The sequence below is a fragment of the Streptomyces sp. NPDC021356 genome (genome assembly GCF_040641015.1).
Lineage (GTDB): Bacteria > Actinomycetota > Actinomycetes > Streptomycetales > Streptomycetaceae > Streptomyces.
The window spans coordinates 83,515-106,524 of the sequence record NZ_JBFACU010000016.1 but is presented as its reverse complement, the minus strand read 5'-3'; the positions used below and the strand labels follow the sequence as shown (position 1 = coordinate 106,524).

The window sequence follows — 23,010 nt, the reverse complement described above, 5'->3', positions numbered from 1 at the left end:
CCCGGAACCCGGGCCCCGCGCAGGCCCGGGGGCCGGACCCCGAGCGGGCCCGGAGAGCGGCCCCGCAGGCCGGGAAAGGGCACGCGGGCCGGCCGTCCGCACGCCGTCTGGGCGCTGCCCGCCGTCCTGTTCTTCACTCTCTTCGCCGTCGCGCCCATGGCGCTGGCCTTCTACCTGTCCTTCACCCGGTGGAACGGCCTCGGCGACCCCCGGCCGGTGGGCCTGGACAACTGGGACAAGCTGATCCACGACCCGCGGCTGAGCCAGTCCCTGACGGTCACCGTGCTGCTGACCGTCGTCAGCTGGGTCTTCCAGACCGCCGTCTCCCTGCTGCTCGGCGTGTGGGCGGCGGGCCGCCAGCGCAACCGCGCGATCCTGTCCGCCGTCTTCTTCGTGCCGTTCCTGCTCTCCTCGACGGCGATCTCGCTGCTTTTCTACGCGCTGCTGGATCCGAACTTCGGCATCGTCCACGGCGACACGCTCGGCTCCACCTCGGGCGCCTTCCTGGCGATCGTCTTCGTCGGCGGCTGGCAGTTCATCCCCTTCCACACCCTGATCTACCAGGGCGGGGCCCGGCAGATCCCCGACGTCCTCTACCAGGCGGCCGCGATGGACGGTGCGGGCCGCCACCGCCAGTTCTTCTCCATCACCCTGCCCCAGCTGCGCAACACGGTCACCACGTCCAGCGTGCTGATGATCGTCGGCTCGCTGACGTACTTCGAGACCGTCCTCATCCTCACCCAGGGCGGCCCGGGCACCGACACCGCGATCCTGCCGTACCTGATGTACCAGGCGGGCTTCAAGAACTACGACTTCGGCTACGCGAGCGCCGTCGCCTCCTTCCTCGTCGTGGCCGCCACCGCGCTCTCGCTGCTGCTGGTGCGGCTCTCCGGCTTCGGCGCCATGCGCAGCACCAGGGAAGGGATGTGACGCCATGTCGCACGACACGTTGCGGCGTCCGCACCCCGTGAACAGCGCCGACCGGCCCGCACCCCGGGCCCCCCGGCGCCGCCGCCGGCACTGGACCAGGCGCCCCGACCCGCTCGCCGGCATCGGATCGGCCCTGTGGCTGGTCGTGGTGGTCGTCCCGATCTACGCGATGATCTCGGCGTCGCTGACCCGCCAGGACCAGGCGCTCGGCAACAACGCGCTGAAGCCGCCCACCCACCCCACGCTGGCCAACTACAACACCGTCCTGCACAACGGCTTCGGCCACTTCCTGCTCAACACGTTGATCGTGGCCGCGGCGGTCGTGGTGATCGTCCTCGTCCTGAGCATCCCGCTGTCCTACGTGGCCGTACGCACCCGCGGCTTCTGGTCGGGCGCCGCCTTCCGGATGTTCCTGCTGGGCATCGCCATCCCCGCCCAGGCGGTGGTCATCCCGCTCTACCTGATGATCGCCAAGCTGAACCTCTACGACAGCCTGCTCGCGGTCGTCCTGCCGACCGCGGCCTTCGCCATGCCCGTGTGCGTGCTGATCCTCACCGGCACCCTGCGCGACATCTCCGAGGAGATGTACGAGGCGATGGCCCTGGACGGCGCCTCGACCACCCGCATGCTGTTCCAGCTGGTCATCCCCATGACCAAGGGCGGCATCGGCACGGTCGTCGTCTACGCCGCCCTCCAGGCCTGGAACGGCTTCCTCTTCCCACTGATCTTCACCCAGTCCGACGGCCCGCGCGTGCTGACCCTCGGCCTGTTCAACTACGTCAGCCAGTTCGGCGTGAACATCCCCGCCCTGCTCGCCTCGGTCGTCCTCTCCGGCATCCCGATCTTCGCCGTCTACCTGGTGGCGCGGCGCGCCCTCGTCGGGGGCCTGATGGGGGTGGGCGGCAAGTGACCTCACCCTCCACCGGCGCCTCCGACAGGAGTTCCATGACCCCCCGTTCCTGGCAGGACCCCGCCCTGCCCGCCGCCGCCCGCGTCGACGACCTCCTGTCCCGGATGACCCTGGAGGAGAAGACCGCCCAGCTGTACGGGGTGTGGGTGGGCGCCGCCACGGACGGCGACGGGGTCGCCCCGCTCCAGCAGCACATGAACACCGACCACGACTGGGACGAGCTGATCACCCGGGGCCTGGGCCAGCTCACCCGCTCCTTCGGCACCGCCCCCGTGGACCCCCGCTCCGGTGCCCGCGCCCTGACCCGCGCCCAGCGCCGCATCGTCCGAGCGGGCAGGTTCGGCATCCCGGCCGTCGCCCACGAGGAGTGCCTGGCCGGCTTCACCGCCTGGGGCGCGACGGCCTACCCGGTCCCCCTGGCCTGGGGCGCGAGCTTCGACGCGCCCCTGGTGGAGGCGATGGCCGAGCGCATCGGCCGGGACATGCGGTCCCTCGGCGTGCACCAGGGACTCGCGCCGGTCCTGGACGTGGTCCGCGACGCGCGCTGGGGCCGGGTCGAGGAGACCATCGGCGAGGACCCCTACCTGGTCGGCACGATCGGCACCGCCTACGTGCGCGGCCTCCAGTCGGCGGGCGTCGTCGCCACGCTGAAGCACTTCGCCGGCTACGCGTCCTCCTCCGGCGCCCGCAACCTCGCCCCGGTCCGCGCGGGCACCCGCGAGTTCGCCGACGTCACGCTGCCCCCCTTCGAGATGGCGCTGCGCGAGGGCGGCGCCCGCTCGGTGATGGCGGCCTACACGGAGACCGACGGCGTGCCCGCCTCGGCCGACCCCGCCCTGCTCACCGGGCTCCTGCGCGAACGGTGGGGGTTCACAGGCACCGTGGTCGCCGACTACTTCGGCATCGACTTCCTGCAGACCCTGCACCGGGTGGCCGCCGGCCCCGCCGAGTCCGCGCACCTGGCGCTCGCCGCCGGCGTCGACGTCGAACTGCCCACGGTGAAGTGCTACGGCGACGACCTGGTCGCCGCCGTGCGCGCGGGCGCCCTCCCCGAGGACCTGGTGGACCGCGCCGCCCGCCGGGTCCTGCTCCAGAAGTGCGAGCTGGGCCTCCTGGACGCGGACTGGGACCCCGGGGTGCCGGACGGGCCCGTCGACCTGGACTCGGCTGAGAACCGGGCCGTGGCCCGCCGCCTGGCCGAGGAGTCGGTGGTGCTCCTGGACGACCCCGGCGGGGTGCTGCCCCTCTCCCCCGGTACGCGGATCGCGGTCGTCGGCCCGCGCGCCGCCGACGCGCTGGCGATGCTGGGCTGCTACTCCTTCCCCTCCCACGTGGGCACCCAGCACCCCGAGGTGCCCCTGGGCATCGAGATCCCCACCGTCCTGGACGCGCTGCGCGCCGAACTGCCCGACGCCAAAGTGACGTTCGCCGAGGGCTGCGGCGTCTCGGGGCCGGACACCTCGGGCTTCGCGGAGGCGGTGGCGCGCGCGGCGGAGGCCGATGTGTGCGTGGCGGTGCTCGGCGACCGCTCCGGCCTGTTCGGCCGCGGCACCTCCGGTGAGGGCTGCGACGTGGCGGACCTCGCGCTGCCCGGCGTGCAGGGGGAACTGCTGGACGCGCTGGCCGCCACGGGCGTCCCCGTCGTCCTGGTCCTGCTCACCGGCCGCCCCTACGCGCTGGGCCGCTGGGACGGCAGACTCGGCGCGGTCGTCCAGGCGTTCTTCCCCGGCGAGGAAGGGGGTCCCGCGGTGGCGGGCGTGCTCTCGGGCCGGGTGAACCCCTCGGGCCGGCTCCCGGTGAGCGTGCCGCGCGGTCCCGGCGGCCAGCCCTGGACCTACCTCCAGCCGCCGCTGGGCCTGGCCGACGAGGTGAGCAGCCTGGACCCGACCCCGCTGTACCCGTTCGGGCACGGCCGCTCGTACACGACGTTCACCTGGGAGGACTTCAGCGGCGACCAGGCCGCCACGATCGGCACGGACGGCACGTACGACCTCTCGCTGACCGTCCGCAACACCGGCGGACGGGCCGGCGCAGAGGTGGTCCAGCTCTACCTGCACGACCCGGTGGCCGCCGTGACCCGCCCCGACGTCCGGCTGATCGGCTACCAGCGGCTGGAGCTGGACGCGGGCGGGTCGGCCCGGGTGACGTTCCGCTTCCACGCCGACCTGTCGGCGTTCACCGACCGCTCCGGCCGCCGGATCGTCGAACCGGGCGACCTGGAACTGCGGCTGGCCGCCTCCAGCACGGACGTCCGCCACACCGCCCGGCTGACCCTGACCGGCCCGGCGCGGGAGGTGGGCCCCGACCGGCGGCTGCGCACCGGGACACGGGTGGCGGAGGAAGGCTGAGCAGCGGTCTCCGGTCCGCCCGGCGGCGGGCGGGCCGGGTTCCGCTGCGCGCGCCGGACACGCACGAGACCCCGCCCCGGAGAACCGGGACGGGGTCTGATCGAGCGCCGGGCAGGCCTTGCACCTGCATCTCCCCGCAGGAAGCGGGACGTCTTTCCTTGGACCACCAACGCACTGCTCGCGGGCCGTTGTTCCGGCCGCTTGCTGTGTGATGATCATAGCCCATCCGCGGGGCCGCGCACCACTCGGCGCCGTGGGCCGCCCGCGCCCCCGCTATCCGGTCGCCGACGCGTCCGCCACCTGCTCGAACCGCCAGCGGTGCACGGTCCGGGTGACCAACGAACGGTCGGGTTCGGGCAGTTCGGGCAGCTCGGCGTCGTAGGCCGCGTCCCACCAGGTGACGACCAGCACCCGGTCCTGCGGGGCGCGGAACGTCTCGCGGCGCAGCGGCTCCTGAGGCAGCGTCTGCCGCCGTGCCCAGTCGAGGAGTTCACCGCCCCGGCCCGCGACCGCGCGGGCCTCCCACATCAACGCGACGGTCACGAGTACAGGTTCTCCTTGCTGACCTCGTGCACGTGGTCGTGGCCGTGCGCGTGCCCGTGACCGTGGGCCTGGCGGTGGGCCTCGCCCGGCACGTGCGGGTCCGTCACCGGCAGGGAGGAGTCCGCCGACAGCTCCCAGTCGGAGGCCGCCCGGTTGCGGGCGACCATCTCCGCGCCGAGGGCCGCCACCATGGCGCCGTTGTCCGTGCACAGCTTGGGGCGGGGCACGCGCAGCCGGACACCGGCCGCCTCGCAGCGTTCCTGGGCGAGCGCGCGCAGCCGGGTGTTGGCGGCCACGCCGCCGCCGATCATCAGGTGGTCCACGCCGGCGTCCTTGCAGGCGCGTACGGCCTTGCGGGTCAGGACGTCCACGACCGCCTCCTGGAAGGAGGCCGCCACGTCGCGCACCGGGACCTCCTCCCCCGCCGCCCGCCTGGCCTCGATCCAGCGGGCCACCGCCGTCTTCAGGCCGGAGAAGGAGAAGTCGTAGGCGGCGTCGCGCGGGCCGGTCAGGCCGCGCGGGAAGGCGATCGCCCGCGGGTCGCCCTCGCGCGCGTACCGGTCGATGACCGGGCCGCCGGGGAAGCCCAGGTTCAGCACCCGGGCGACCTTGTCGAAGGCCTCGCCGGCCGCGTCGTCGATCGTCGCGCCGAGCGGGCGCACGTCCGAGGTGATGTCCGTGGACAGCAGCAGCGAGGAATGGCCGCCGGAGACCAGCAGTGCCATCGTCGGCTCGGGCAGCGGGCCGTGCTCCAGCTGGTCGACGCAGATGTGCGAGGCGAGGTGGTTGACGCCGTAGAGCGGCTTGCCGAGCGCGTAGGCGTACGCCTTGGCCGCCGAGACGCCGACCAGCAGGGCGCCGGCCAGGCCGGGCCCGGCGGTGACCGCGATGCCGTCGAGGTCCTTCGCGCTCACCCCGGCTTCCTTCAGCGCGCGGTCGATGGTGGGCACCATCGCCTCCAGGTGCGCCCGGGAGGCGACCTCGGGGACGACGCCGCCGAAGCGGGCGTGCTCGTCGACGCTGGAGGCGACGGCGTCCGCCAGCAGGGTGGTGCCGCGGACGACGCCGACGCCGGTCTCGTCGCAGGAGGTCTCGATGCCGAGTACGAGAGGCTCGTCGCGTGAGTCAGCCATGGGTCTTCAGGTTCCTTGTACGCAGGCGGAGGGGTCGGACAGGCGCATCACCAGGGCGTCCACGTTCCCCGGCTGGTAGTAGCCCCGTCTGACGCCGATGGGGGCGAAGCCGAAGCGCTCGTAGAGCTTCTGCGCGCGCAGGTTGTCCACACGGCACTCCAGCATCACCTCGGTGCACTCGAAGGCGGTCGCGGCCCGCAGCAGCTCGGTCAGCAGCCGGGCACCGAGCCCGCTGCCCCACAGCTCGCGGGCGACCGCGATGGTCTGGACGTCGCCCTGGTCACCGGAGGCGACCAGACCGGCGTAGCCGACGATCCGTCCGTCGTCCTCGGCCACGACGTACCGCCGGGTCGCCGCCGGGCCGCGCGAGTGGGCCAGCTCGGACCAGAACATGCCCCGTGACCAGGCGTCCTCGGGGAAGAGGGCCTTCTCCAGCTCCAGCACCGGGTCGATGTCCCACCAGCGCATCTCGCGCAGCTGGGGCCCGCCCGCCTGGTTCGTCGTCGTCGGTCCGGTCACTTGGGGGTGACCACCTTGTAGTTCTTGGGCACCTGGGCGTCCGGCCGGCGCAGGTACAGCGGCCGGGGCGCGGGCAGTTCCACGCCGGCGGCCAGCCGCTCCGCCGCCAGCGAGGCGAGCGCGGCGGCCGACACGTGCTCGGGCTCGTGGGTGCGCGGGAACGTGTCGGGGTAGAGCAGGGCGCCCGCGCCGACCGCGGGCAGGCCCGCGACCTGGTCGGCGATGTCGGCGGGCCGGTCGACGGCCGGGTCGGTCAGGCGGGTGCGGGAGTCGGCGTACCGCGCCCAGTAGACCTCCTTGCGCCGGGCGTCGGTCGCCACGACGAAGGGACCGGGGACGTCGGCGGCGTAGGCGAGCCCGTCGAGCGTGCACACGCCGTGCACGGGGACGCCGAGCGCGAGCCCGAAGGTGTCAGCGGTCATCAGGCCGACGCGCAGCCCGGTGTAGGGGCCGGGGCCGATGCCGGCCACGATGCCCGTGACGGCGTCCAGCTTCAGCCCGGCCTCGGTGAGGACCCGGTCGACGGCGGGCAGCAGCAGCTCTCCGTGCCGGCGCGCGTCGACCTGGCTGGAGGAGGCGATGACGGCCGTGCCGTCGTGCAGGGCGACGGTGACGGCGGGGGTGGCGGTATCCAGAGCGAGCAAGAGCACGCGAACAGCCTACGGCGCCGGGTGCCCCTACCGGGCGCCGCGGGCGGCCCGGCGCCCCGGCACACGCCCCGCGGCCCGACACGGGCCCCGGCGTCGGCACGGCCGCCCCCGAACCGAACATTCCGGCTGCTACCGTCCCAAGACAGACATGTGATGGTGCAACCGAGACAAAGGTGGGCGACCGTGGCCAGGAGCAGCTCGGGATTCGTGGCCGGGCTCGCCGCGGCCGCCGTCGCCACCATCGCCTTCCTCGCCTACCGGGCGCATGCGGACGTCCCGCCCGGTCTCGGCGGCAGGCCGGGCGCGTCGGCGACCCCCGCCACCGGCGCGGCCAAGGCACCCCGGGACCGGCGCCACCCGGCCGCGCTGCCCGGCGACTCCGGCACGGGCGAGCGGGTCGTGTACTCGGTCGACGACGACCGGGTGTGGCTGGTCGGCGCGGGCGGCCGGGTCGAGAACACCTTCAAGGTCGCCCCGGGCACCGTCGATCCGGCGCCGGGCACCTACGCGGTCACCTCGCGCTCGAAGGCGGTCACCGGGACCGACGGCGTCCCCGTCGAGCACGTGGTGCGTTTCGCCGACGTGAAGGGGGTCGTCATCGGCTTCAGCGCGGCCGTGGACAGCGCGGAGCCGCAGACGGTACCGGACCCGACCCTGCAGACGGGCGGCATCCGGGAGTCCCGGCCGGACGGCGACACGATGTGGATGTTCGCGACGATCGGCCAGAAGGTCGTCGTCATCCGATAGGGCTACGCCGCCCGCCGGTGCTCCTCCGCCGAACGGGGGGCCGGCCGCGCGGGCACCTGCTCCGGGGCGCGCGGCGGGCGCGAGACGGCCTCCGCCGCCGCGCAGGAGGCCAGCAGGTCACGCATGCTCACACCGGCGACCGGGCACGGCCGTGGCTGGTTCTCGGTAGCCGGCATGGACGCCTCCTGAGGGCCGGGGGCGGGCGTGGTTAGGTAGACCTAACCACGAGCTGGGTACCATGTGACCACGCCCGGGAGGCCAGGCGCAAGGCTTGCCGACAGTCCGTCGGGACGAACGGGTGCGCGCGGGCGCGCACCGGCTACGCCGTGAGGACGCCCAGGTCGACGGCCGACCAGCGCGGGCCGATCCCGGTCACCGTCAGGCGCCGCACCTCGTCCGCGTCCACGCCCCCGTCCGTCTCCGCGTCCGCCTCCGTGGCGGGGGTCTCCGCGTGCGTGGCGGGCGCTCGGTCCGTGGAGGCGGCGCCGCCGACGGTCCGGTGGATGACGATCTGCAGCCGGTCGTCGGTCAGCTCCTCGACCTTGCCCTCGCCCCACTCCACGACGACCACGGAGTCTGGCAGCGAGACGTCGAGGTCCAGGTCCTCCATCTCGTCCAGCCCGCCGCCCAGGCGGTACGCGTCCACGTGGACGAGCGGCGGGCCGTCCCCGAGGGACGGGTGCACGCGCGCGATCACGAAGGTCGGGGAGGTGACCGCGCCGCGCACGCCGAGTCCCTCGCCGAGCCCGCGGGTCAGCGTGGTCTTGCCCGCCCCCAGTTCGCCGCTGAGCATCACGAGGTCGCCCGCGCGCAGCAGCTTGGCGAGACGGCGGCCCCACTCCCGTGTCTGCTCGGCGGAGGTGAGGGTGATCTCGACGGACACGGGGTCAGCCGGGCTGTGCGGTGCTGCTGGTGCTTCCATGTCCACCCACGGTAGCGCCTGCCGGGACCGCGCCCGCGCGCATCAGCAGGTCGGCGAGGCGGTCGGTGACGACCTCCGGGTGCTCCAGCATCACCAGATGCCCGGCGTCCGGGACCAGCACCAGCTCGGCTTCGGGCAGCAGGTCGGCGATGGCCTCGCTGTGCGCGCTGGGCGTGACCAGGTCCTGCACCCCGGCCAGGACCAGCACCGGCAGGTCCGTGAAGAGGGCCAGCGCCTCGGTCTTGTCGTGGTCGGTGAACGCCGGGTAGAACTCGGCGACCACGTCGATCGGGGTGCTCTCGATCATGCGCTCGGCGAACCGGGCGACCGCCGGGTCCACGTCCCGTCCGGCGAAGGAGTACCGCTTGATGATCCCCGCGAACAGGTCGGCGGTGGCCCGGCGCCCCCTCTCCACCAGCTCGGCGCGCTGCCCGAGCGCCTTGAGCACGCCCGGCAGCACCCGCCGCACCGCGTTGACCCCGGCGACCGGCAGCCCGAAGTTGACCTCGCCGAGCCGCCCCGAGGAGGTGCCGACGAAGGCGGTGGCGACGACCCGGTCCCGGATCAGCTCCGGGTACTGGGCGGCCAGGGCCATCACGGTCATGCCGCCCATGGAGTGCCCGACCAGCACGATCGGCCCCTCGGGCGCGGCGGCGTCGAGCACGGCCTTCAGGTCGCGGCCCAGCTGGTCGATGCTCAGCGGCACGTCGTCCCGGCCCTGGGCCACGCCCCGCCCGGAACGGCCGTGGCTGCGCTGGTCCCAGTGCACGGTCCGCACGACCCCGCGCAGCGCGGCGCGCTGGAAGTGCCAGGAGTCCTGGCTGAGGCAGTAGCCATGGCTGAAGACGACGGTGACGGGGGCGGGGTCCTTGCGCCCGAAGAGGCGGCGGCGGCGCGGGGAGAGGTCCGCGGAAGGGTCGGGGTCGAGGTCGTCGACCTCGTAGTACAGCTCGGTGCCGTCGTCGGCGTACGCGCGGCCCGGGGTACCGCGCAGGGTCCCGTACGGGCCGGCGGAGTCCAGGGCGAGGCGGGCCTTCCTGCGCATGCCCCGGCCGACGGTCATCCGCTCGATGGCGACGGTGGCGGCGGCGCCCGCCGCCACGACGCCTATCGCGGCGCCCGCGATGCCGGTCGCCTTGCGCCAGCCGCCGAACGCCCCCGAGGCGGCGGCGGCCGCACTGCTCTCGCTCACGTACCGCTCCTCTGTGTGACTGTGTGACTGTCCGGCCGTATGACTGTGCGGCCGGGTGCCGCGTGCCCCTGTCGTGCCCCTGTGCAGTGTGGCCCTGTGCTCTCCCGGGGGACACGGCGGGGCCGGTCCGCCTCGAACGGCGCCCTGGGGCGCGGCTCAGGCGTCCGCCGACCCGGCGCTCCCCCCGGCCTCGTCCGCCGCGCGGGCCGCGTCGGTCCCGCCGGTCTCGTCCGTCGCGTTCACATGGATGCGGGGAACGCGCGTCCCGATGCGGGTGACGATCTCGTACGCGATGGTGCCCGCGGCCTGCGCCCAGTCCTCGGCGGTGGGCTCGCCCCGGTCGCCCGGCCCGAACAGCACGGCCTCGGACCCGGTCCCGGGCTCGTCGCCGCCGAGGTCGACGACGAACTGGTCCATCGCGATCCGGCCCGCGACCGTACGCCACTTGCCGCCCACCAGCACCGGACCGGTGCCCGAGGCGTGGCGCGGGATGCCGTCGGCGTATCCGACGGGCACGAGGCCGAGGGTGGTCTCGCCCGGGGTGACGTAGTGGTGCCCGTAGCTGACGCCGTGGCCGCCCGGTACGTGCTTCACCAGGGCCAGCGAGGCGGACAGGGTCATCACCGGGCGCAGCCCGAAGTCGGCGGGGGTGCCCAGCTCCGGGCTGGGCGAGATGCCGTAGACGGCGATGCCCGTGCGGACCAGGTCGAAGTGGGCCTCGGGAAGGGTGAGCGTGGCGGGCGAGTTGGCGATGTGCCGCACCTCGGGGCGCACGCCCCGCGCCTCGGCGTACGCGACCATCTCGCGGAACCGGCCGAGCTGGACGGCGATCGAGGGGTGCCCCGGCTCGTCGGCGCAGGCGAAGTGGGACCACAGGCCGGTGATCCGTACCAGCCCCTCGGCCTCGGCGCGCAGCGCCTCGGCGACGAGTGCGGGCCAGTCGTGGGGCTGGCAGCCGTTGCGTCCGAGGCCGGTGTCGGCCTTCAGCTGCACCCGCGCGGGCCGCCCGGCGGCGCGCGCCGCCTCCCGCACCTCCGCCATGGCCCACAGCCCGCTCACGGACACGTCCACGTCGGCCTCGACGGCCTGCCGCCAGGGGCCGCCCGGCGTCCACAGCCAGCACAACACCCGGGCCTTTTCGGGCGACAGCCCGGCCGCGCGCAGCGCCAGCGCCTCCTCGGGCGTGGCGGTGCCGAGCCAGGTGGCCCCGGCGGCGAGCGCCGCGCGGGCGCAGGGGACCGCGCCGTGGCCGTACGCGTCGGACTTGACCACGGCCATCAGGGCCGCGCCGGGCGCCCTCTCGCGCAGGGCCCGCACGTTGGCCCGCAGAGCGGCCAGGTCGATCTCGGCGCGGGCGCGCAGCGGGGCCGTCCGCGGGTGTGCTGTCTTGTTCATGGCGCCCCCAGTCTCTCAGAGGCCGTCGGCGGGGAGGGGAAGTCCCACGGCACAGGCCCGCGCGGGCGGGTGCGCGGGCCGGTGCACGCCGTACTCGGCGCACCGCCCGCCGGTGCGGACCGGATACGCCGCCCCGACGATTCCGGGCATCCGCACCGCGCACACCGCACCTGGCTGCCGAAGCGCACACTGCCCTTGGCTGCCGAACGGCGCCCGCACCGCACCTGGGTGCCGAACGGGGGCGACGGCACGCCGGCCCCCGCGCCCCGCACGGCCCGCCGGGTCCGGACGCCGCAGGCCCGCAGGACGCGCTCAGACCCGCGGGGCCGCACCCCGGCCCCACGGGTCCCGCGGACGCCCCCCCGGTCCCGCAGGACGCCCCCAGACCGTGAAACGCACGCCAGTCCCGCAGGATGCGCGCAGACCGTGAGACGCACCCAGGCCCCCAGAACGCGCGCCCGTCCCCGTGGCCGCGATCAGTCCCGTACGTCCCGCCACGCCCGAGGGATCGCCTCCGCCACGTCGTGGGCGCCGGCCGGGGCGCCGGCCGAGGCGAAGCGGCCGGCCAGGCCGTGCAGGTAGGCGCCGGCGCTGCCCGCGTCCAGGGCGGTCAGCCCGGCCGCCAGCAGCGAGCCCGCCAGCCCGGAGAGCACATCGCCGCTGCCGGCCGTGGCGAGGTACGGGGTGCCGGTCGGGTTGACGCGGACGGGCCCGCCGTCCGGACCGGCGACGAGCGTGGTCGAGCCCTTCAGCAGGACGGTCGCCCGGTAGCGGGCGGCGAGTTCCCTCACGGCCGACAGCCGGGCCGCCTCGACCTCCTCGCGCGCCACCCCCAGCAGGGCGGCGGCCTCGCCCGCGTGCGGGGTCATCAGCGTGGGGGCGGTACGGGCCCGCACGGCCGCCCGCTCGGCGAGGCGCAGCCCGTCGGCGTCGACCAGCACGGGAACGTCCGCCTCCAGCACCTCCGCCACCGTCGCCGCGTCGTCACCGGCGCCCGGGCCCACCACCCACGCCTGCACCCGGCCCGCCTCGCGCGGCCCCCGGTCGGAGACGAGGGTCTCCGGGAAGCGGGCGATGACGGCCCGCCCGGCGGGGCCGACGTACCGTACGGCGCCCGCCCCGCCGCGCAGCGCGCCCGACACGGCGAGGACGGCCGCGCCGGGGTAGCGGGCCGAGCCGGCCGCGATGCCGACGACACCCCGGCGGTACTTGTCGCTCTCGGCGGCGGGCCGCGGCAGCAGCGCGGCCACGTCGGCGTGCTGCAGCGCCTGAAGTTCCGGAGTGGGGGGCAGTTCGGGGCGCAGACCGATGTCGACGAGACGGACCGTACCGGCGTACTCGCGGCCCGGGTCGACGAGCAGCCCCGGCTTGTGCGTGCCGAAGGTGACGGTCAGGTCGGCGCGGACGGCCGCCCCGCGCACCTCGCCGCTGTCCGCCTCGATGCCGCTGGGCAGGTCGACGGCGACGACGACGGCCCCGGAGCGGGCCGCGCGCTCGGCCGACGGCACGGCCTCGGGGCGCAGGCCGCCCTTGCCCCCGATGCCGACGATGCCGTCGACGACCAGGTCGGCCCGGTCGATCGCCGCACCGGCGGCGTCCGGACGGGTGACCGTGCCCCCCGCGCGGCGCAGGGCCGCGAGGCCGCCCGGGTGGGTGCGGTCCGGGGCCAGCGGGACCGCCGTGACACCGGCCCCGCGGCGGGCCAGCCGGGCCCCGGCGTACAGGGCGTCGCCCCCGTTGTCACCGCTGCCCACGAGGAGCACCACCCGGCGGCCGTAGACCCCTGCGAGCAGGTCCGCGCAGGCGGCCGCGAGCCCGGCGGCGGCGCGCTGCATGAGGGCGCCGTCCGGGAGCCGCGCCATGAGGGCTCGCTCGGCCGACCTGACCGTCTCGACGCTGTAGGCGATACGCATGCCGTCGAGTCTGCCCCGCATACGTCCGCTGCCGCACGGGAACCCGGTGGTCCCGGCGGGCCGCTCGGGCCACGCTGGAAGGCGGCGGCCGAACAGGACCGGGCAGACCGAGGGAGAAGGCGCGAGCGGATGGCGGACGAACCGGCGGGCTCCGACCCGCCGCGCCCCTGGACGGCGCCGGGCGACGACGCTCCCCGCCGCGTGCGGCTGCAGGCCCTTGAGCTGCTGCTCACCGAACAGCGGTTCCGGATCGGCCGGCACGTGAGCGCCTGCCGCGACGCCGGGCGTACACCGCGCCCCACCGGCCCGCGCCCGCTTCCCCCCTCCGCCGCCGTGGACGCCTCGGTGCTGCGGCTGCTCGACTCGCTCCCGGTCCCCGTCACGATCGTGCGCCCGGTGCCCGGCGGCCCGGCGGGCCCGGAGCCGGAGTTCCTCCACGTCGCCCAGAACCGGGCCGCCCGCGACTACGGCGACCGGCACCTGCCGCCCGGCTCCCTCCCGCCGTGGACCGGCCCGGTGCCGCTGTTCGAGCGCCTGCCCACCCTCGCGAGCACGGTCGTGCCCCGCCTGCTCGCCGAGGCGCACCGCACCGGACGCGCCCAGGGCCCCGAGCCCGCCGACTGGCCGCTGCCCGGGCCGGACGACCTCACCGTCCGGGTCAGCAGCGAGGTGCGGGTGACACCCGCGGGGGATCTGCTCCTGCTCAGCTGGGAGCGCGGTCACGAGTCCGTGATGGCGCAGGAGGCGCAACGCCTGGTGGGGGTCTCCTGGGCGGAGTGGAGCCTGGGCGACGGGAGCGTGGAGGCGTCCTCCGGGTTCGGCAACGCCCTCGGCCTCCCGGCGTCGCAGCCGCCGCCAGGCCTGCTGGAGCTGGGACGCATGATGGGGACGGAGAGCCTGGACGCGCTGTACCGGTCGGTCCACGACGTCCTGCTGGGCGCGCCGCTCGCGGAGTGCGACCTGCACCTCACCCGGCCGGACGACCGGATCCTGCGGTTCGTCGCCGAGCCGGTCCGCCCTCCCTCGGGGCCGGTGTGGGCGGTGCGCGCGGTGCTCCACGACGTCACCGCCGACCGGCGCAGCCGCGCCCTGGCCGAGCGGGCGACGCGGGAGGCCCGGGTCCAGCGGGAGCGGGCGGACGCCGTCGCCGAGGTGGCCGAGCGGCTGCGGGACGCCGTGCTGCCCGCCTTCCCCTCCGAACTGGCCCGGCACGGGGTCGAGGCCGCCGCCGCCTACCGTCCCGAGGCGGGCGCCGCGCGGGTGGGGGGCGACTGGTACAAGACCCGCGTCCTGCCCTCCGGGAAGCTGCTCGTCGCGCTCGGTGACGCCCGCGGGCACGGTCTCGACGCCGTCACGCTGATGGCGAAGCTGCGCTACGCGCTGGCCGGGCTGGCGTACACCGGCGAGTGGGTGGAGCGGCTGACCGGCTGGCTCAACACGGTCGCCTGCGACGACGGCGAGGAGTCCACCGCCACGGCGGTGATCGCCCGCTACCACCCCGACCGCGGCCTGCTGCGCTGGACGTGCGCGGGCCATCCGCCGCCGATCCTGCTCCGCGAGGGCGTGCCGGTCCTGCTCGACCCGCCCCCGGGCGGCCCCGGGATGCCGCTGGGCGTCCTGCCCGACGAGAGCTACACGGCGGCCGAGACCTGGCTTCGCGCCGGTGACGTGGTGCTGCTCTACTCGGACGGCCTGATCGAGCGCCGCGGCTCGGACCTGGACCGGGACTCGTCGCGGCTGCTGCGGGCCGTCGAGGACGCCGGCGCGGGCGGTGTACCGCCGGGCCGCGAGGCGCTCGACGCCTTCGTACGGGACCTGGTCGACCGGCTCACCGGCCCGCACACGGAGGACGACGCGACGGTGCTGGCGTTCCGCGTCGTGGACACGGGCACCGGCTGACGCGGCGGGGCCGCGCGGTGGTCACCCCTCCGCGATCACCACCGCGGAGGCCACCCCGGCGTCATGGCTCAGCGAGAGGTGCCAGGACCGTACGCCGAGTTCGGCCGCGCGGGCCGCCACCGTGCCCTTCACCCGCAGCCGGGGCCGCCCGCTGTCCTCGACGCAGACCTCCGCGTCCGTCCACAGCAGTCCGGCCGGGGCGCCGAGCGCCTTGGCGACCGCTTCCTTGGCGGCGAACCGGGCGGCGAGCGAGGCCATGCCCCGGCGCTCGCCGCTGGGCAGCAGCAGCTCACGTTCCACGAAGAGCCGCCGGACCAGCGCGGGCGTGCGCTCCAGCGACGCCGCGAACCGGTCGATCTCGGCCACGTCGATTCCGACCCCGATGATGCTCATGCAGGGACCCTACGGCGCCGCGCTCACCGCGCGGTCACTTGCCGCTGTCCTCGGCGAGGGTGTGCGCCACCAGGGCGTTGGCGTGGCCGTGCCCCAGTCCGTGCTCGGACTTGAGCCAGTTGACGAGTTCCATGTGCTTGGACAGGGGCGAGGAGCGGATGAGTTCCTTCCACTCGGCGATCGGCCGGCCGTACTTCTGCTCGATCGACGGGAAGTAGCTGGCGGGGTCCTTGACGGGTGCGGTCATGGCGGAACGTCCTTCCGGTACCTGGGCGTCGGCGTCCGTACGCTTACGACTATCGCCCATAGGACTGACACCGGCGCGAGAACTCATCGCCACGCTCCCGACCGGGGCCCTCCCGCCTCCGTACCGGCCCCGGGGGCTACTCCACCGTCACGGACTTGGCCAGGTTGCGGGGCTGGTCCACCTCGTTGCCCCGGGCGGTGGCCAGTTCGCAGGCGAAGACCTGCAACGGGACCGTGGCCACCAGCGGCTGGAGCAGTGTCGGGGTGACCGGGATGCGGATCAGGTGGTCCGCGTACGGGACGACCGCCTCGTCGCCCTCCTCCGCGATCACGATCGTCCGCGCGCCCCGCGCCCGGATCTCCTGGATGTTGGAGACGATCTTGTCGTGGAGCAGGGACCGGCCGCGCGGGGACGGGACGACCACGACGACGGGCAGGTCCTCGTCGATCAGCGCGATCGGCCCGTGCTTCAGCTCGCCGGCGGCGAAGCCCTCGGCGTGCATGTAGGCGAGTTCCTTGAGTTTGAGGGCGCCCTCCAGGGCGACCGGGTAGCCGACGTGCCGGCCGAGGAAGAGCACCGTGTTCTTGTCGGCGAGGGAGCGGGCGAGCTCCCGTACCGGCTCCATCGTGTCCAGGACGCGCTCCACCGCGCCGCCGATCCGGGACAGGTCGCGGATGACGGCGCGGATCTCGTCGCCCCACTTGGTGCCGCGCACCTGGCCGAGGTAGAGGGCGACGAGATAGCAGGCGACGAGCTGGGTGAGGAACGCCTTGGTGGAGGCGACGGCGACCTCGGGCCCGGCGTGGGTGTAGAGCACCGCGTCGGACTCGCGCGGGATGGTGGAGCCGTTGGTGTTGCAGATGGCGAGCACCTTGGCGCCCTGCTCGCGGGCATGGCGCAGCGCCATCAGGGTGTCCATGGTCTCGCCGGACTGGGAGATGGCGACGACGAGGGTCTGGGCGTCGAGGATGGGGTCGCGGTAGCGGAACTCGCTGGCGAGTTCGACCTCGCAGGGGATGCGGGTCCAGTGCTCGATGGCGTACTTGGCGATCATGCCCGCGTGGAAGGCCGTACCGCAGGCGATGATGACGACCTTGTCCATCTCGCGCAGTTCGGGGGCGCTGATCCGCACCTCGTCCAGGGTCAGGGAGCCGGCGGCGTCGATGCGTCCGAGGAGGGTGTCGGCGACGGCCTTGGGCTGCTCGGCGATCTCCTTGAGCATGAAGTAGTCGTAGCCGCCCTTCTCGGCGGCGGCGGCGTCCCAGTCGACGTTGTAGGAGCGGACCTCGGCGGCCTGCCCGTCGAAGCCGGTGACGGTGACGCCGTCCCGGCGCAGTTCGACGACCTGGTCCTGGCCGAGTTCGATCGCGGAGCGGGTGTGGGCGATGAACGCGGCGACGTCGGAGGCGAGGAAGGCCTCGCCCTCGCCGACACCCACGACGAGCGGGGAGTTGCGGCGGGCGCCGACGACGACGTCCGGCGCGTCGGCGTGCACGGCGACGAGGGTGAAGGCGCCCTCCAGGCGCCGGCACACCAGGCGCATGGCCTCGGCGAGGTCGGCGCAGGAGGAGAACTCCTCGGCGAGCAGGTGCGCGACGACCTCGGTGTCCGTCTCGGAGGACAGCTCGTGCCCGCGCTCCGCCAGCTCCGCCCGCAGCAGGGCGAAGTTCTCGATGATGCCGTTGTGCACCACGGCGACGCGTCCGGCGTTGTCGAGGTGCGGGTGGGCGTTCGCGTCCGTGGGTCCGCCGTGGGTGGCCCAGCGGGTGTGCCCGATGCCGGTGGAGCCGGTGGGCAGCGGCCGTTCGACCAGCTCCTTCTCCAGGTTGACCAGCTTTCCGGCCTTCCTGGCCGCCGCGAGGCCGCCGTCCGCGAGGACGGCGACACCCGCCGAGTCGTATCCCCGGTACTCCAGCCGCTTCAGCCCGGCCATCACGACATCGAGCGCCGACTGCGAACCCACATATCCCACGATTCCGCACATGGCTCCGCAGCCTACGGCCCGTCAGCCGGCGAAACCCGCCTCTCCGTGCCCGAAATCGGAAATTCCCGCCGGGGTACGAACCTCCCGCAGGGGCAGGTGGCACGCCGTCACTTCAGCTTGGCGAGCTGCGCGTCGAGGATGTCGGTGGGGAAGGGGAAGCCCTTGCCGGCCGCTGCCGCGCCGATGTTGAGCGCGGGGAAGCAGGCGAGGGTGGCGCCCTTGCGGACGACGACGCCCTTCACCGGGGCCTTGAGGTCCTTGTCGACCTGCGCCGTCGTGGTCACGGCCAGCGCCTCGTCGCCGCCCTGCGGCGCGGTGGTCTTCTCCACCTTGACGTTCTGGGTCTTCTCGCCGCCCACGGTAAAGCCGAAACCGCCGGCGCAGGCCCCCGCCGCCGCGCTCAGGTCCTTCATCGCCCGTTCGGCGCCGCCGCTGCCGTAGGAGGCCAGCGTCACCAAGACCTGCGGCGCGTCCAGACCCGCGAGGAACTTCTCCTCGTCGGTGGCGCCCGCGGCCGGCTTCTTCGCAGTGCCCTTCCACCCGCGCTTCACCACGGCCGAGGGCGTGCCGACGCAGGAACCGACCTGGAGGTCGGCGAGCGGGGCGCAGGCGGCCTTGTCCGCCTCCACCTTGCCCTGCGCGATGTCGTCCTTCGCCGCGACCTCGGTGACCTTCCCGCTCTTGACGTCCGCCTGCGTCAGCGCGGCCTTCTCCAGTTCGGCGGCGGTCAGCGGCCTGGCGGCGGCCGGCGGGGCCGAGGGCTTCTCGCCGGCCTGGGCGCCCGCGGCGCCGTCGGTGCCCTTGCCCCCGTCGTCGGAGGAACCGCCGCAGGCGGCCGCGAACAGGGCGAGGGCGGCGGCGGACGCGACGCGGGCCGTCCGGCGCACCACAGTGGATCTCACGAAAGGAAGCTCTTTCTCTCCCGGCCGCGGAGGACCGCCGCGGCACTTTGCGCGCACATCACGCACAGCGGCCCCACAAGTGATCATCCGTACCGCCGACCGGGACATCGACATGATGCGAGCATGTCGGCGTGACCCACCCCACCCCCCACCCCGTCCGAACTCCGTTAACAATGGACTGTGATCTCTCCGGTCCCCTCGATGCCCCGGAGCGCCCACCGGTCCAGGCCGGAGGCGACTCCCTATGTCGACCTCACCCGTGCCGAATGGAGCGCGCTGCGTGACAAGACGCCGCTACCGCTCACCGCGGAGGAGGTGGAACGGGTGCGCGGGCTCGGCGACGTCATCGACCTCGACGAGGTGCGGGACGTGTACCTGCCGCTGTCCCGGCTGCTCAACCTCTACGTCGGGGCGACCGACGGACTGCGCGGCGCGCTCAACACGTTCCTCGGGGAGCAGGGCTCCCAGTCCGGCACGCCCTTCGTCATAGGAGTGGCGGGGTCGGTCGCCGTCGGCAAGTCGACCGTGGCCCGGCTGCTGCAGGCGCTGCTGTCGCGCTGGCCCGAGCATCCGCGCGTGGAACGGGTGACCACGGACGGGTTCCTGCTGCCGACCCGGGAACTCCAGGCGCGCGGCCTGATGTCGCGCAAGGGGTTCCCCGAGTCGTACGACCGCCGGGCGCTCACCCGGTTCGTCGCCGACGTCAAGGCGGGGAAGGCGGAGGTCACGGCGCCCGTCTACTCGCACCTGATCTACGACATCGTGCCCGACGAGAAGCTCACCCTGCGCCGCCCCGACATCCTGATCGTGGAGGGCCTCAACGTCCTCCAGCCCGCGCTGCCCGGCCAGGACGGCCGCACCCGCGTCGGGCTCGCCGACTACTTCGACTTCAGCGTGTACGTCGACGCCCGCACCGAGGACATCGAGCGCTGGTACCTGAACAGGTTCCGCAAGCTGCGCGACACCGCCTTCCAGGACCCGTCCTCGTACTTCCGCAAGTACACGCAGGTCACCGAGGACGAGGCCCTCGACTACGCCCGCACCATGTGGCGGACCGTCAACAGGCCCAACCTGGTGGAGAACATCGCCCCCACCCGGGGCCGGGCCACGCTCGTCGTGCGCAAGGGGCCGGACCACAAGGTGCAGCGGCTGCGGCTGCGCAAGTTGTGAGATCCGCGGGGCGTCTACGCTGCCCCCCATGCTGCATCTGCGACTGATCACCCCCGCCGACCGCACCGAGGAGGTGGCGGGGCTGATCCAGAGGACGGTCGGCACCGCGCACCTCGTCGTGCTGCCCGGCGCGGCCCGCAACCCTCCCGGTGACGTGGTGATGTGCGACGTCGCCCGGGAGGCCGCCGACGAACTCCTCGGCGGGCTGCGGACGTTGGGCATCGACCGGTCCGGCTCGATCGCCGTCGAGAGCATCGACCTGTCGCTGTCCGCGCGGGCCGACAAGGCCGAGGAGGAGGCACCGGGCGAGGCCGCGGACGCGGTGCTGTGGGAGGAGCTGACCGAGGCCACCCACGAGGAGTCGACGCTGTCGATCACCTACCTCGCGTTCATCACGCTGGCCACGATGATCGCCGCCTGCGGTGTCGTGCTCGACAACGCCGTCCTGATCGTCGGGGCGATGGCGGTGGGACCGGAGTTCGGACCGCTGGCCGGCATCAGCACGGCCCTGGTGCGGCGCGCGCCGAGACTGGCGCTGCGCTCACTGGTCGCGCTGCTGGTGGGGTTCGCGCTGGCGATGGCCGTGACCGTGGGCTTCAGCCTCTTCATGGACGCCGTCGGCCTGTTCAGCAAGGGGAAGCTGGAGGGCCCGCGGCCCAGCACCGGCTTCGTGTACGCCCCCGACTGGTTCTCCTTCGTGGTGGCGGTCCTGGCCGGCATCGCGGGCACGCTCTCGCTGACCTCCGCCAAGTCCGGCGCACTGGTCGGCGTCGCCATCTCCGTGACCACCGTCCCGGCCGCCGCCAACGCGGCCGTCGCGTTCGCCTACGGCGACACCGCCCAGACCTGGGGCTCCAGCAAGCAGCTGCTGCTGAACCTGCTCGGCATCGTCGTCGCCGGGACCCTCACCCTGCTCTTCCAGAAGTGGCTCTGGTCGACGCAGCGGGCGCGGACGCGGAAGACCGCGCGATAGCCACGCTCCGCGCGGTACCGCGAGCGGGCCGGTGCGCCGCCCCGCGGTACCGCGATCCGGCGCTCAGCCCAGGGCCGACTTCACCGCGTCCGCCAGCCGCCCCGCCACCGAGCGAGCCTGCTCGATGTCCGCGGCCTCGACCATGACGCGCACCAGCGGCTCGGTGCCCGAGGGCCGCAGCAGCACCCGGCCGGTCTCCCCCAGCTCGCGCTCGGCCTCGGCGACCGCCGTGGCCAGGTCGGCGGAGGTCTTCACCCGGGACTTGTCGACGTCGGGGACGTTGACGAGGACCTGCGGCAGGCGCTCCATGACGGCGGTCAGGTCGCGCAGCGTACGGCCGCTCCCGGCGATCCGGGCCGCCAGCATCAGGCCGGTGAGCGTGCCGTCGCCGGTGGTGGCGTGGTCGAGGATGATGACGTGACCGGACTGCTCGCCGCCGAGGGCGAAGCCGCCGGACTTCATCTCCTCCAGGACGTAGCGGTCGCCGACGGCGGTCTGCACGAGGTGGATGCCCTCGCGCTCCATGGCCAGCTTGAAGCCCAGGTTGGACATCACGGTCGCGACGACGGTGTCGGAGCGCAGCGCGGAACGCTCCCGCATCGCCAGCGCGAGCACGGCCAGGATCTGGTCGCCGTCGACCTCCTCGCCGGTGTGGTCCACCGCCAGGCAGCGGTCGGCGTCGCCGTCGTGCGCGATGCCCAGGTGGGCGCCGTGCGAGACGACGGCGGCCTTCAGCTGGTCCAGGTGGGTGGAGCCGCAGCCGTCGTTGATGTTGAGGCCGTCGGGTTCGGCGCCGATGGTGACCACCTCGGCGCCGGCCCGGGCGAACGCCTCGGGCGAGACACGGGCGGCGGCGCCGTGCGCCTCGTCCAGGACGATCTTCAGCCCGTCGAGCCGGTTCGGGAGGACCCCGACGAGGTGGGCGACGTACTTGTCGAAGCCCTCGTCGTAGTCGCGGACCCGGCCGACGCCCGCGCCGGTCGGACGGTCCCAGGGCGCACCGGTGCGGTGCTCCTCGTAGACCCGCTCGATGCTGTCCTCCAACTCGTCGGCGAGTTTGTGGCCGCCGCGGGCGAAGAACTTGATGCCGTTGTCCGGCATGGCGTTGTGGCTGGCCGACAGCATCACGCCGAGGTCGGCGCCGAGCACGCCGGTCAGGTACGCCACGGCGGGCGTGGGCAGCACGCCGACGCGCAGCACGTCCACGCCGGCGCTGGCCAGGCCCGCGACGACGGCCGCCTCCAGGAACTCGCCGGACGCGCGCGGGTCCCGGCCGACCACGGCCTTCGGGCGGTGCCCCTCGAAGGTGCCCGACTCGGCCAGTACGTGCGCCGCGGCGACGGACAGGCCGAGCGCCATCTCGGCGGTCAGGTCCGCGTTGGCGACGCCACGCACGCCGTCCGTGCCGAAGAGTCGTCCCACTTGTCCTCCTGAGGAAGCGTCAGTTCGTGAAGCGTGCCGAGGTTCTCGGCGCGCGTTCACCGTTCACTGGGTTCGATGTTCTCGATGCGCCCACGGATCCCGGGGCCGGGTATCCGATCAGACCGGCATTTGAGCACGTGAACACCTGAGCGGTAGAGCACTAGAGCACCTTGTGCCGTTATACGCCCAAGGCCGGTGATAAACGAACGCCCCGGCGGCACAGTGGCGTGCCGCCGGGGCGTTCGGAGTAGGCCTGTCCGCAGGCAGCCGCAGATTAGCGCTTGCTGTACTGCGGAGCCTTGCGGGCCTTCTTGAGACCGGCCTTCTTGCGCTCGACCGCACGGTCGTCGCGCTTGAGGAAGCCGGCCTTCTTGAGCGGGCCGCGGTTGTTGTCGACGTCGGCCTCGTTCAGGGCGCGGGCGACACCGAGACGGAGGGCACCGGCCTGGCCGGAGACACCGCCACCGGCGATACGGGCGACGACGTCGTAACGGCCCTCGAGCTCCAGCACCTTGAAGGGCTCGTTGACTTCCTGCTGGTGCACCTTGTTCGGGAAGTAGTCCTCGAGGGTGCGACCGTTGATCTTCCACTTGCCGGTGCCCGGGACGATCCGGACGCGGGCGATGGCGTTCTTCCGGCGGCCCAGGCCGGCGGCCGGCTGCGGCTCGCCGAAGCGGGAAGCCATGGACTCCGAGGTGTACTCGCCCTCGACGGGCACCTCGGACTCGGTGGTGTAGCTCTCGATGTCGATCTCTTCGATCGGCTGCTCGGCAGTGGTCTCGGCCACGATTCTCCTCAGATTCTGTTCAGTCTTAGGG

At 74.0% G+C, this 23,010-nt stretch carries 22 protein-coding genes; 7 read left to right on the top strand and 15 right to left on the bottom strand.

The features are described 5' to 3' along the window. The first annotated feature begins 114 nt into the window (after window positions 1-114). From AB0G56_RS22745 to AB0G56_RS22735, 3 genes are read left to right on the top strand one after another with little or no spacing between them, the layout of a single operon-like run. Complete coding sequence (locus AB0G56_RS22745) at window positions 115-930, top strand: sugar ABC transporter permease (RefSeq protein ID WP_360972251.1); 816 nt, start codon at window positions 115-117, stop codon at window positions 928-930. Between the two features lie 4 nt (window positions 931-934). Then, a complete protein-coding gene (locus tag AB0G56_RS22740) occupies window positions 935-1,840 on the top strand; it encodes a carbohydrate ABC transporter permease (RefSeq protein ID WP_360972073.1) in 906 nt (301 codons plus the stop codon). Window positions 1,841-1,875: 35 nt separating this feature from the next. Next, window positions 1,876-4,188, top strand: a complete 2,313-nt coding sequence (locus AB0G56_RS22735) for a glycoside hydrolase family 3 N-terminal domain-containing protein (RefSeq protein ID WP_360972071.1) — start codon at window positions 1,876-1,878, stop codon at window positions 4,186-4,188. A 273-nt stretch (window positions 4,189-4,461) separates the two neighbouring features. On the opposite strand, the gene AB0G56_RS22730 is transcribed toward AB0G56_RS22735, so the two are convergent. The 4 genes from AB0G56_RS22730 to tsaB are packed head-to-tail and all read right to left on the bottom strand — an operon-like array spanning window position 4,462 to window position 7,033. Next, complete coding sequence (locus tag AB0G56_RS22730; RefSeq protein WP_360972069.1) at window positions 4,462-4,731, bottom strand: hypothetical protein; 270 nt, start codon at window positions 4,729-4,731, stop codon at window positions 4,462-4,464. Next, window positions 4,728-5,864 (bottom strand): tRNA (adenosine(37)-N6)-threonylcarbamoyltransferase complex transferase subunit TsaD, encoded by a 1,137-nt coding sequence (tsaD, locus tag AB0G56_RS22725; protein ID WP_360972067.1) that lies wholly within the window; start codon window positions 5,862-5,864, stop codon window positions 4,728-4,730. Before tsaD ends, AB0G56_RS22730 begins: the two co-directional genes overlap by 4 nt. Before the next feature lie 6 nt (window positions 5,865-5,870). Next, window positions 5,871-6,332: a ribosomal protein S18-alanine N-acetyltransferase gene (gene rimI / locus AB0G56_RS22720; RefSeq protein WP_360972249.1), complete on the bottom strand. Its 462-nt coding sequence runs from the start codon at window positions 6,330-6,332 to the stop codon at window positions 5,871-5,873. A 47-nt stretch (window positions 6,333-6,379) separates the two neighbouring features. Continuing rightward, on the bottom strand, window positions 6,380-7,033 hold the full coding sequence (gene tsaB, locus AB0G56_RS22715; protein ID WP_360972065.1) for a tRNA (adenosine(37)-N6)-threonylcarbamoyltransferase complex dimerization subunit type 1 TsaB: 654 nt from the start codon (window positions 7,031-7,033) through the stop codon (window positions 6,380-6,382). Between the two features lie 183 nt (window positions 7,034-7,216). On the opposite strand from tsaB, the gene AB0G56_RS22710 reads away from it, so the two are divergent. Beyond that, entirely contained in the window at window positions 7,217-7,780 is a 564-nt protein-coding gene (locus AB0G56_RS22710) for a hypothetical protein (RefSeq protein WP_360972063.1), read from the top strand. Window positions 7,781-7,782: 2 nt separating this feature from the next. Here AB0G56_RS22710 and AB0G56_RS22705 read toward each other — a convergent pair whose 3' ends face one another. From AB0G56_RS22705 to AB0G56_RS22685, 5 genes are all read right to left on the bottom strand, one after another. Further along, entirely contained in the window at window positions 7,783-7,956 is a 174-nt protein-coding gene (locus AB0G56_RS22705) for a hypothetical protein (RefSeq protein ID WP_360972061.1), read from the bottom strand. A gap of 143 nt (window positions 7,957-8,099) precedes the next feature. Further along, window positions 8,100-8,702, bottom strand: coding sequence for a tRNA (adenosine(37)-N6)-threonylcarbamoyltransferase complex ATPase subunit type 1 TsaE (tsaE, locus tag AB0G56_RS22700; RefSeq protein ID WP_360972059.1), 603 nt, complete (start codon window positions 8,700-8,702; stop codon window positions 8,100-8,102). Then, a complete protein-coding gene (locus AB0G56_RS22695; RefSeq protein WP_360972057.1) occupies window positions 8,668-9,894 on the bottom strand; it encodes an alpha/beta hydrolase in 1,227 nt (408 codons plus the stop codon). Before AB0G56_RS22695 ends, tsaE begins: the two co-directional genes overlap by 35 nt. A gap of 156 nt (window positions 9,895-10,050) precedes the next feature. Then, window positions 10,051-11,289: an alanine racemase gene (alr, locus tag AB0G56_RS22690; protein ID WP_360972055.1), complete on the bottom strand. Its 1,239-nt coding sequence runs from the start codon at window positions 11,287-11,289 to the stop codon at window positions 10,051-10,053. A 476-nt stretch (window positions 11,290-11,765) separates the two neighbouring features. Further along, the gene (locus AB0G56_RS22685; RefSeq protein ID WP_360972053.1) at window positions 11,766-13,202 is read right to left on the bottom strand and encodes an NAD(P)H-hydrate dehydratase; all 1,437 of its coding nucleotides are present in this window, start codon (window positions 13,200-13,202) and stop codon (window positions 11,766-11,768) included. 129 nt (window positions 13,203-13,331) lie between these two features. Here AB0G56_RS22685 and AB0G56_RS22680 point away from each other — a divergent pair, with 129 nt between their 5' ends. Further along, entirely contained in the window at window positions 13,332-15,101 is a 1,770-nt protein-coding gene (locus AB0G56_RS22680) for a PP2C family protein-serine/threonine phosphatase (protein ID WP_360972051.1), read from the top strand. Between the two features lie 21 nt (window positions 15,102-15,122). Here AB0G56_RS22680 and AB0G56_RS22675 read toward each other — a convergent pair whose 3' ends face one another. From AB0G56_RS22675 to AB0G56_RS22660, 4 genes are all read right to left on the bottom strand, one after another. Continuing rightward, a complete protein-coding gene (locus tag AB0G56_RS22675; protein ID WP_360972049.1) occupies window positions 15,123-15,494 on the bottom strand; it encodes a holo-ACP synthase in 372 nt (123 codons plus the stop codon). 34 nt (window positions 15,495-15,528) lie between these two features. Beyond that, the gene (locus AB0G56_RS22670) at window positions 15,529-15,741 is read right to left on the bottom strand and encodes a DUF4287 domain-containing protein (RefSeq protein ID WP_360972047.1); all 213 of its coding nucleotides are present in this window, start codon (window positions 15,739-15,741) and stop codon (window positions 15,529-15,531) included. Between the two features lie 136 nt (window positions 15,742-15,877). After that, window positions 15,878-17,725: a glutamine--fructose-6-phosphate transaminase (isomerizing) gene (glmS, locus tag AB0G56_RS22665; RefSeq protein ID WP_360972045.1), complete on the bottom strand. Its 1,848-nt coding sequence runs from the start codon at window positions 17,723-17,725 to the stop codon at window positions 15,878-15,880. 107 nt (window positions 17,726-17,832) lie between these two features. After that, a complete protein-coding gene (locus tag AB0G56_RS22660; RefSeq protein ID WP_360972043.1) occupies window positions 17,833-18,627 on the bottom strand; it encodes a hypothetical protein in 795 nt (264 codons plus the stop codon). A gap of 201 nt (window positions 18,628-18,828) precedes the next feature. Between AB0G56_RS22660 and coaA the strand changes: the two genes are divergently transcribed. Further along, on the top strand, window positions 18,829-19,797 hold the full coding sequence (coaA, locus tag AB0G56_RS22655; RefSeq protein WP_360972041.1) for a type I pantothenate kinase: 969 nt from the start codon (window positions 18,829-18,831) through the stop codon (window positions 19,795-19,797). Between the two features lie 28 nt (window positions 19,798-19,825). Continuing rightward, window positions 19,826-20,770, top strand: coding sequence for a DUF389 domain-containing protein (locus tag AB0G56_RS22650; RefSeq protein WP_360972039.1), 945 nt, complete (start codon window positions 19,826-19,828; stop codon window positions 20,768-20,770). 63 nt (window positions 20,771-20,833) lie between these two features. On the opposite strand, the gene glmM is transcribed toward AB0G56_RS22650, so the two are convergent. Beyond that, entirely contained in the window at window positions 20,834-22,192 is a 1,359-nt protein-coding gene (gene glmM, locus AB0G56_RS22645; RefSeq protein WP_360972037.1) for a phosphoglucosamine mutase, read from the bottom strand. A gap of 274 nt (window positions 22,193-22,466) precedes the next feature. After that, window positions 22,467-22,979: a 30S ribosomal protein S9 gene (rpsI, locus tag AB0G56_RS22640; RefSeq protein WP_360972035.1), complete on the bottom strand. Its 513-nt coding sequence runs from the start codon at window positions 22,977-22,979 to the stop codon at window positions 22,467-22,469. Between the last annotated feature and the right edge of the window lie 31 nt (window positions 22,980-23,010).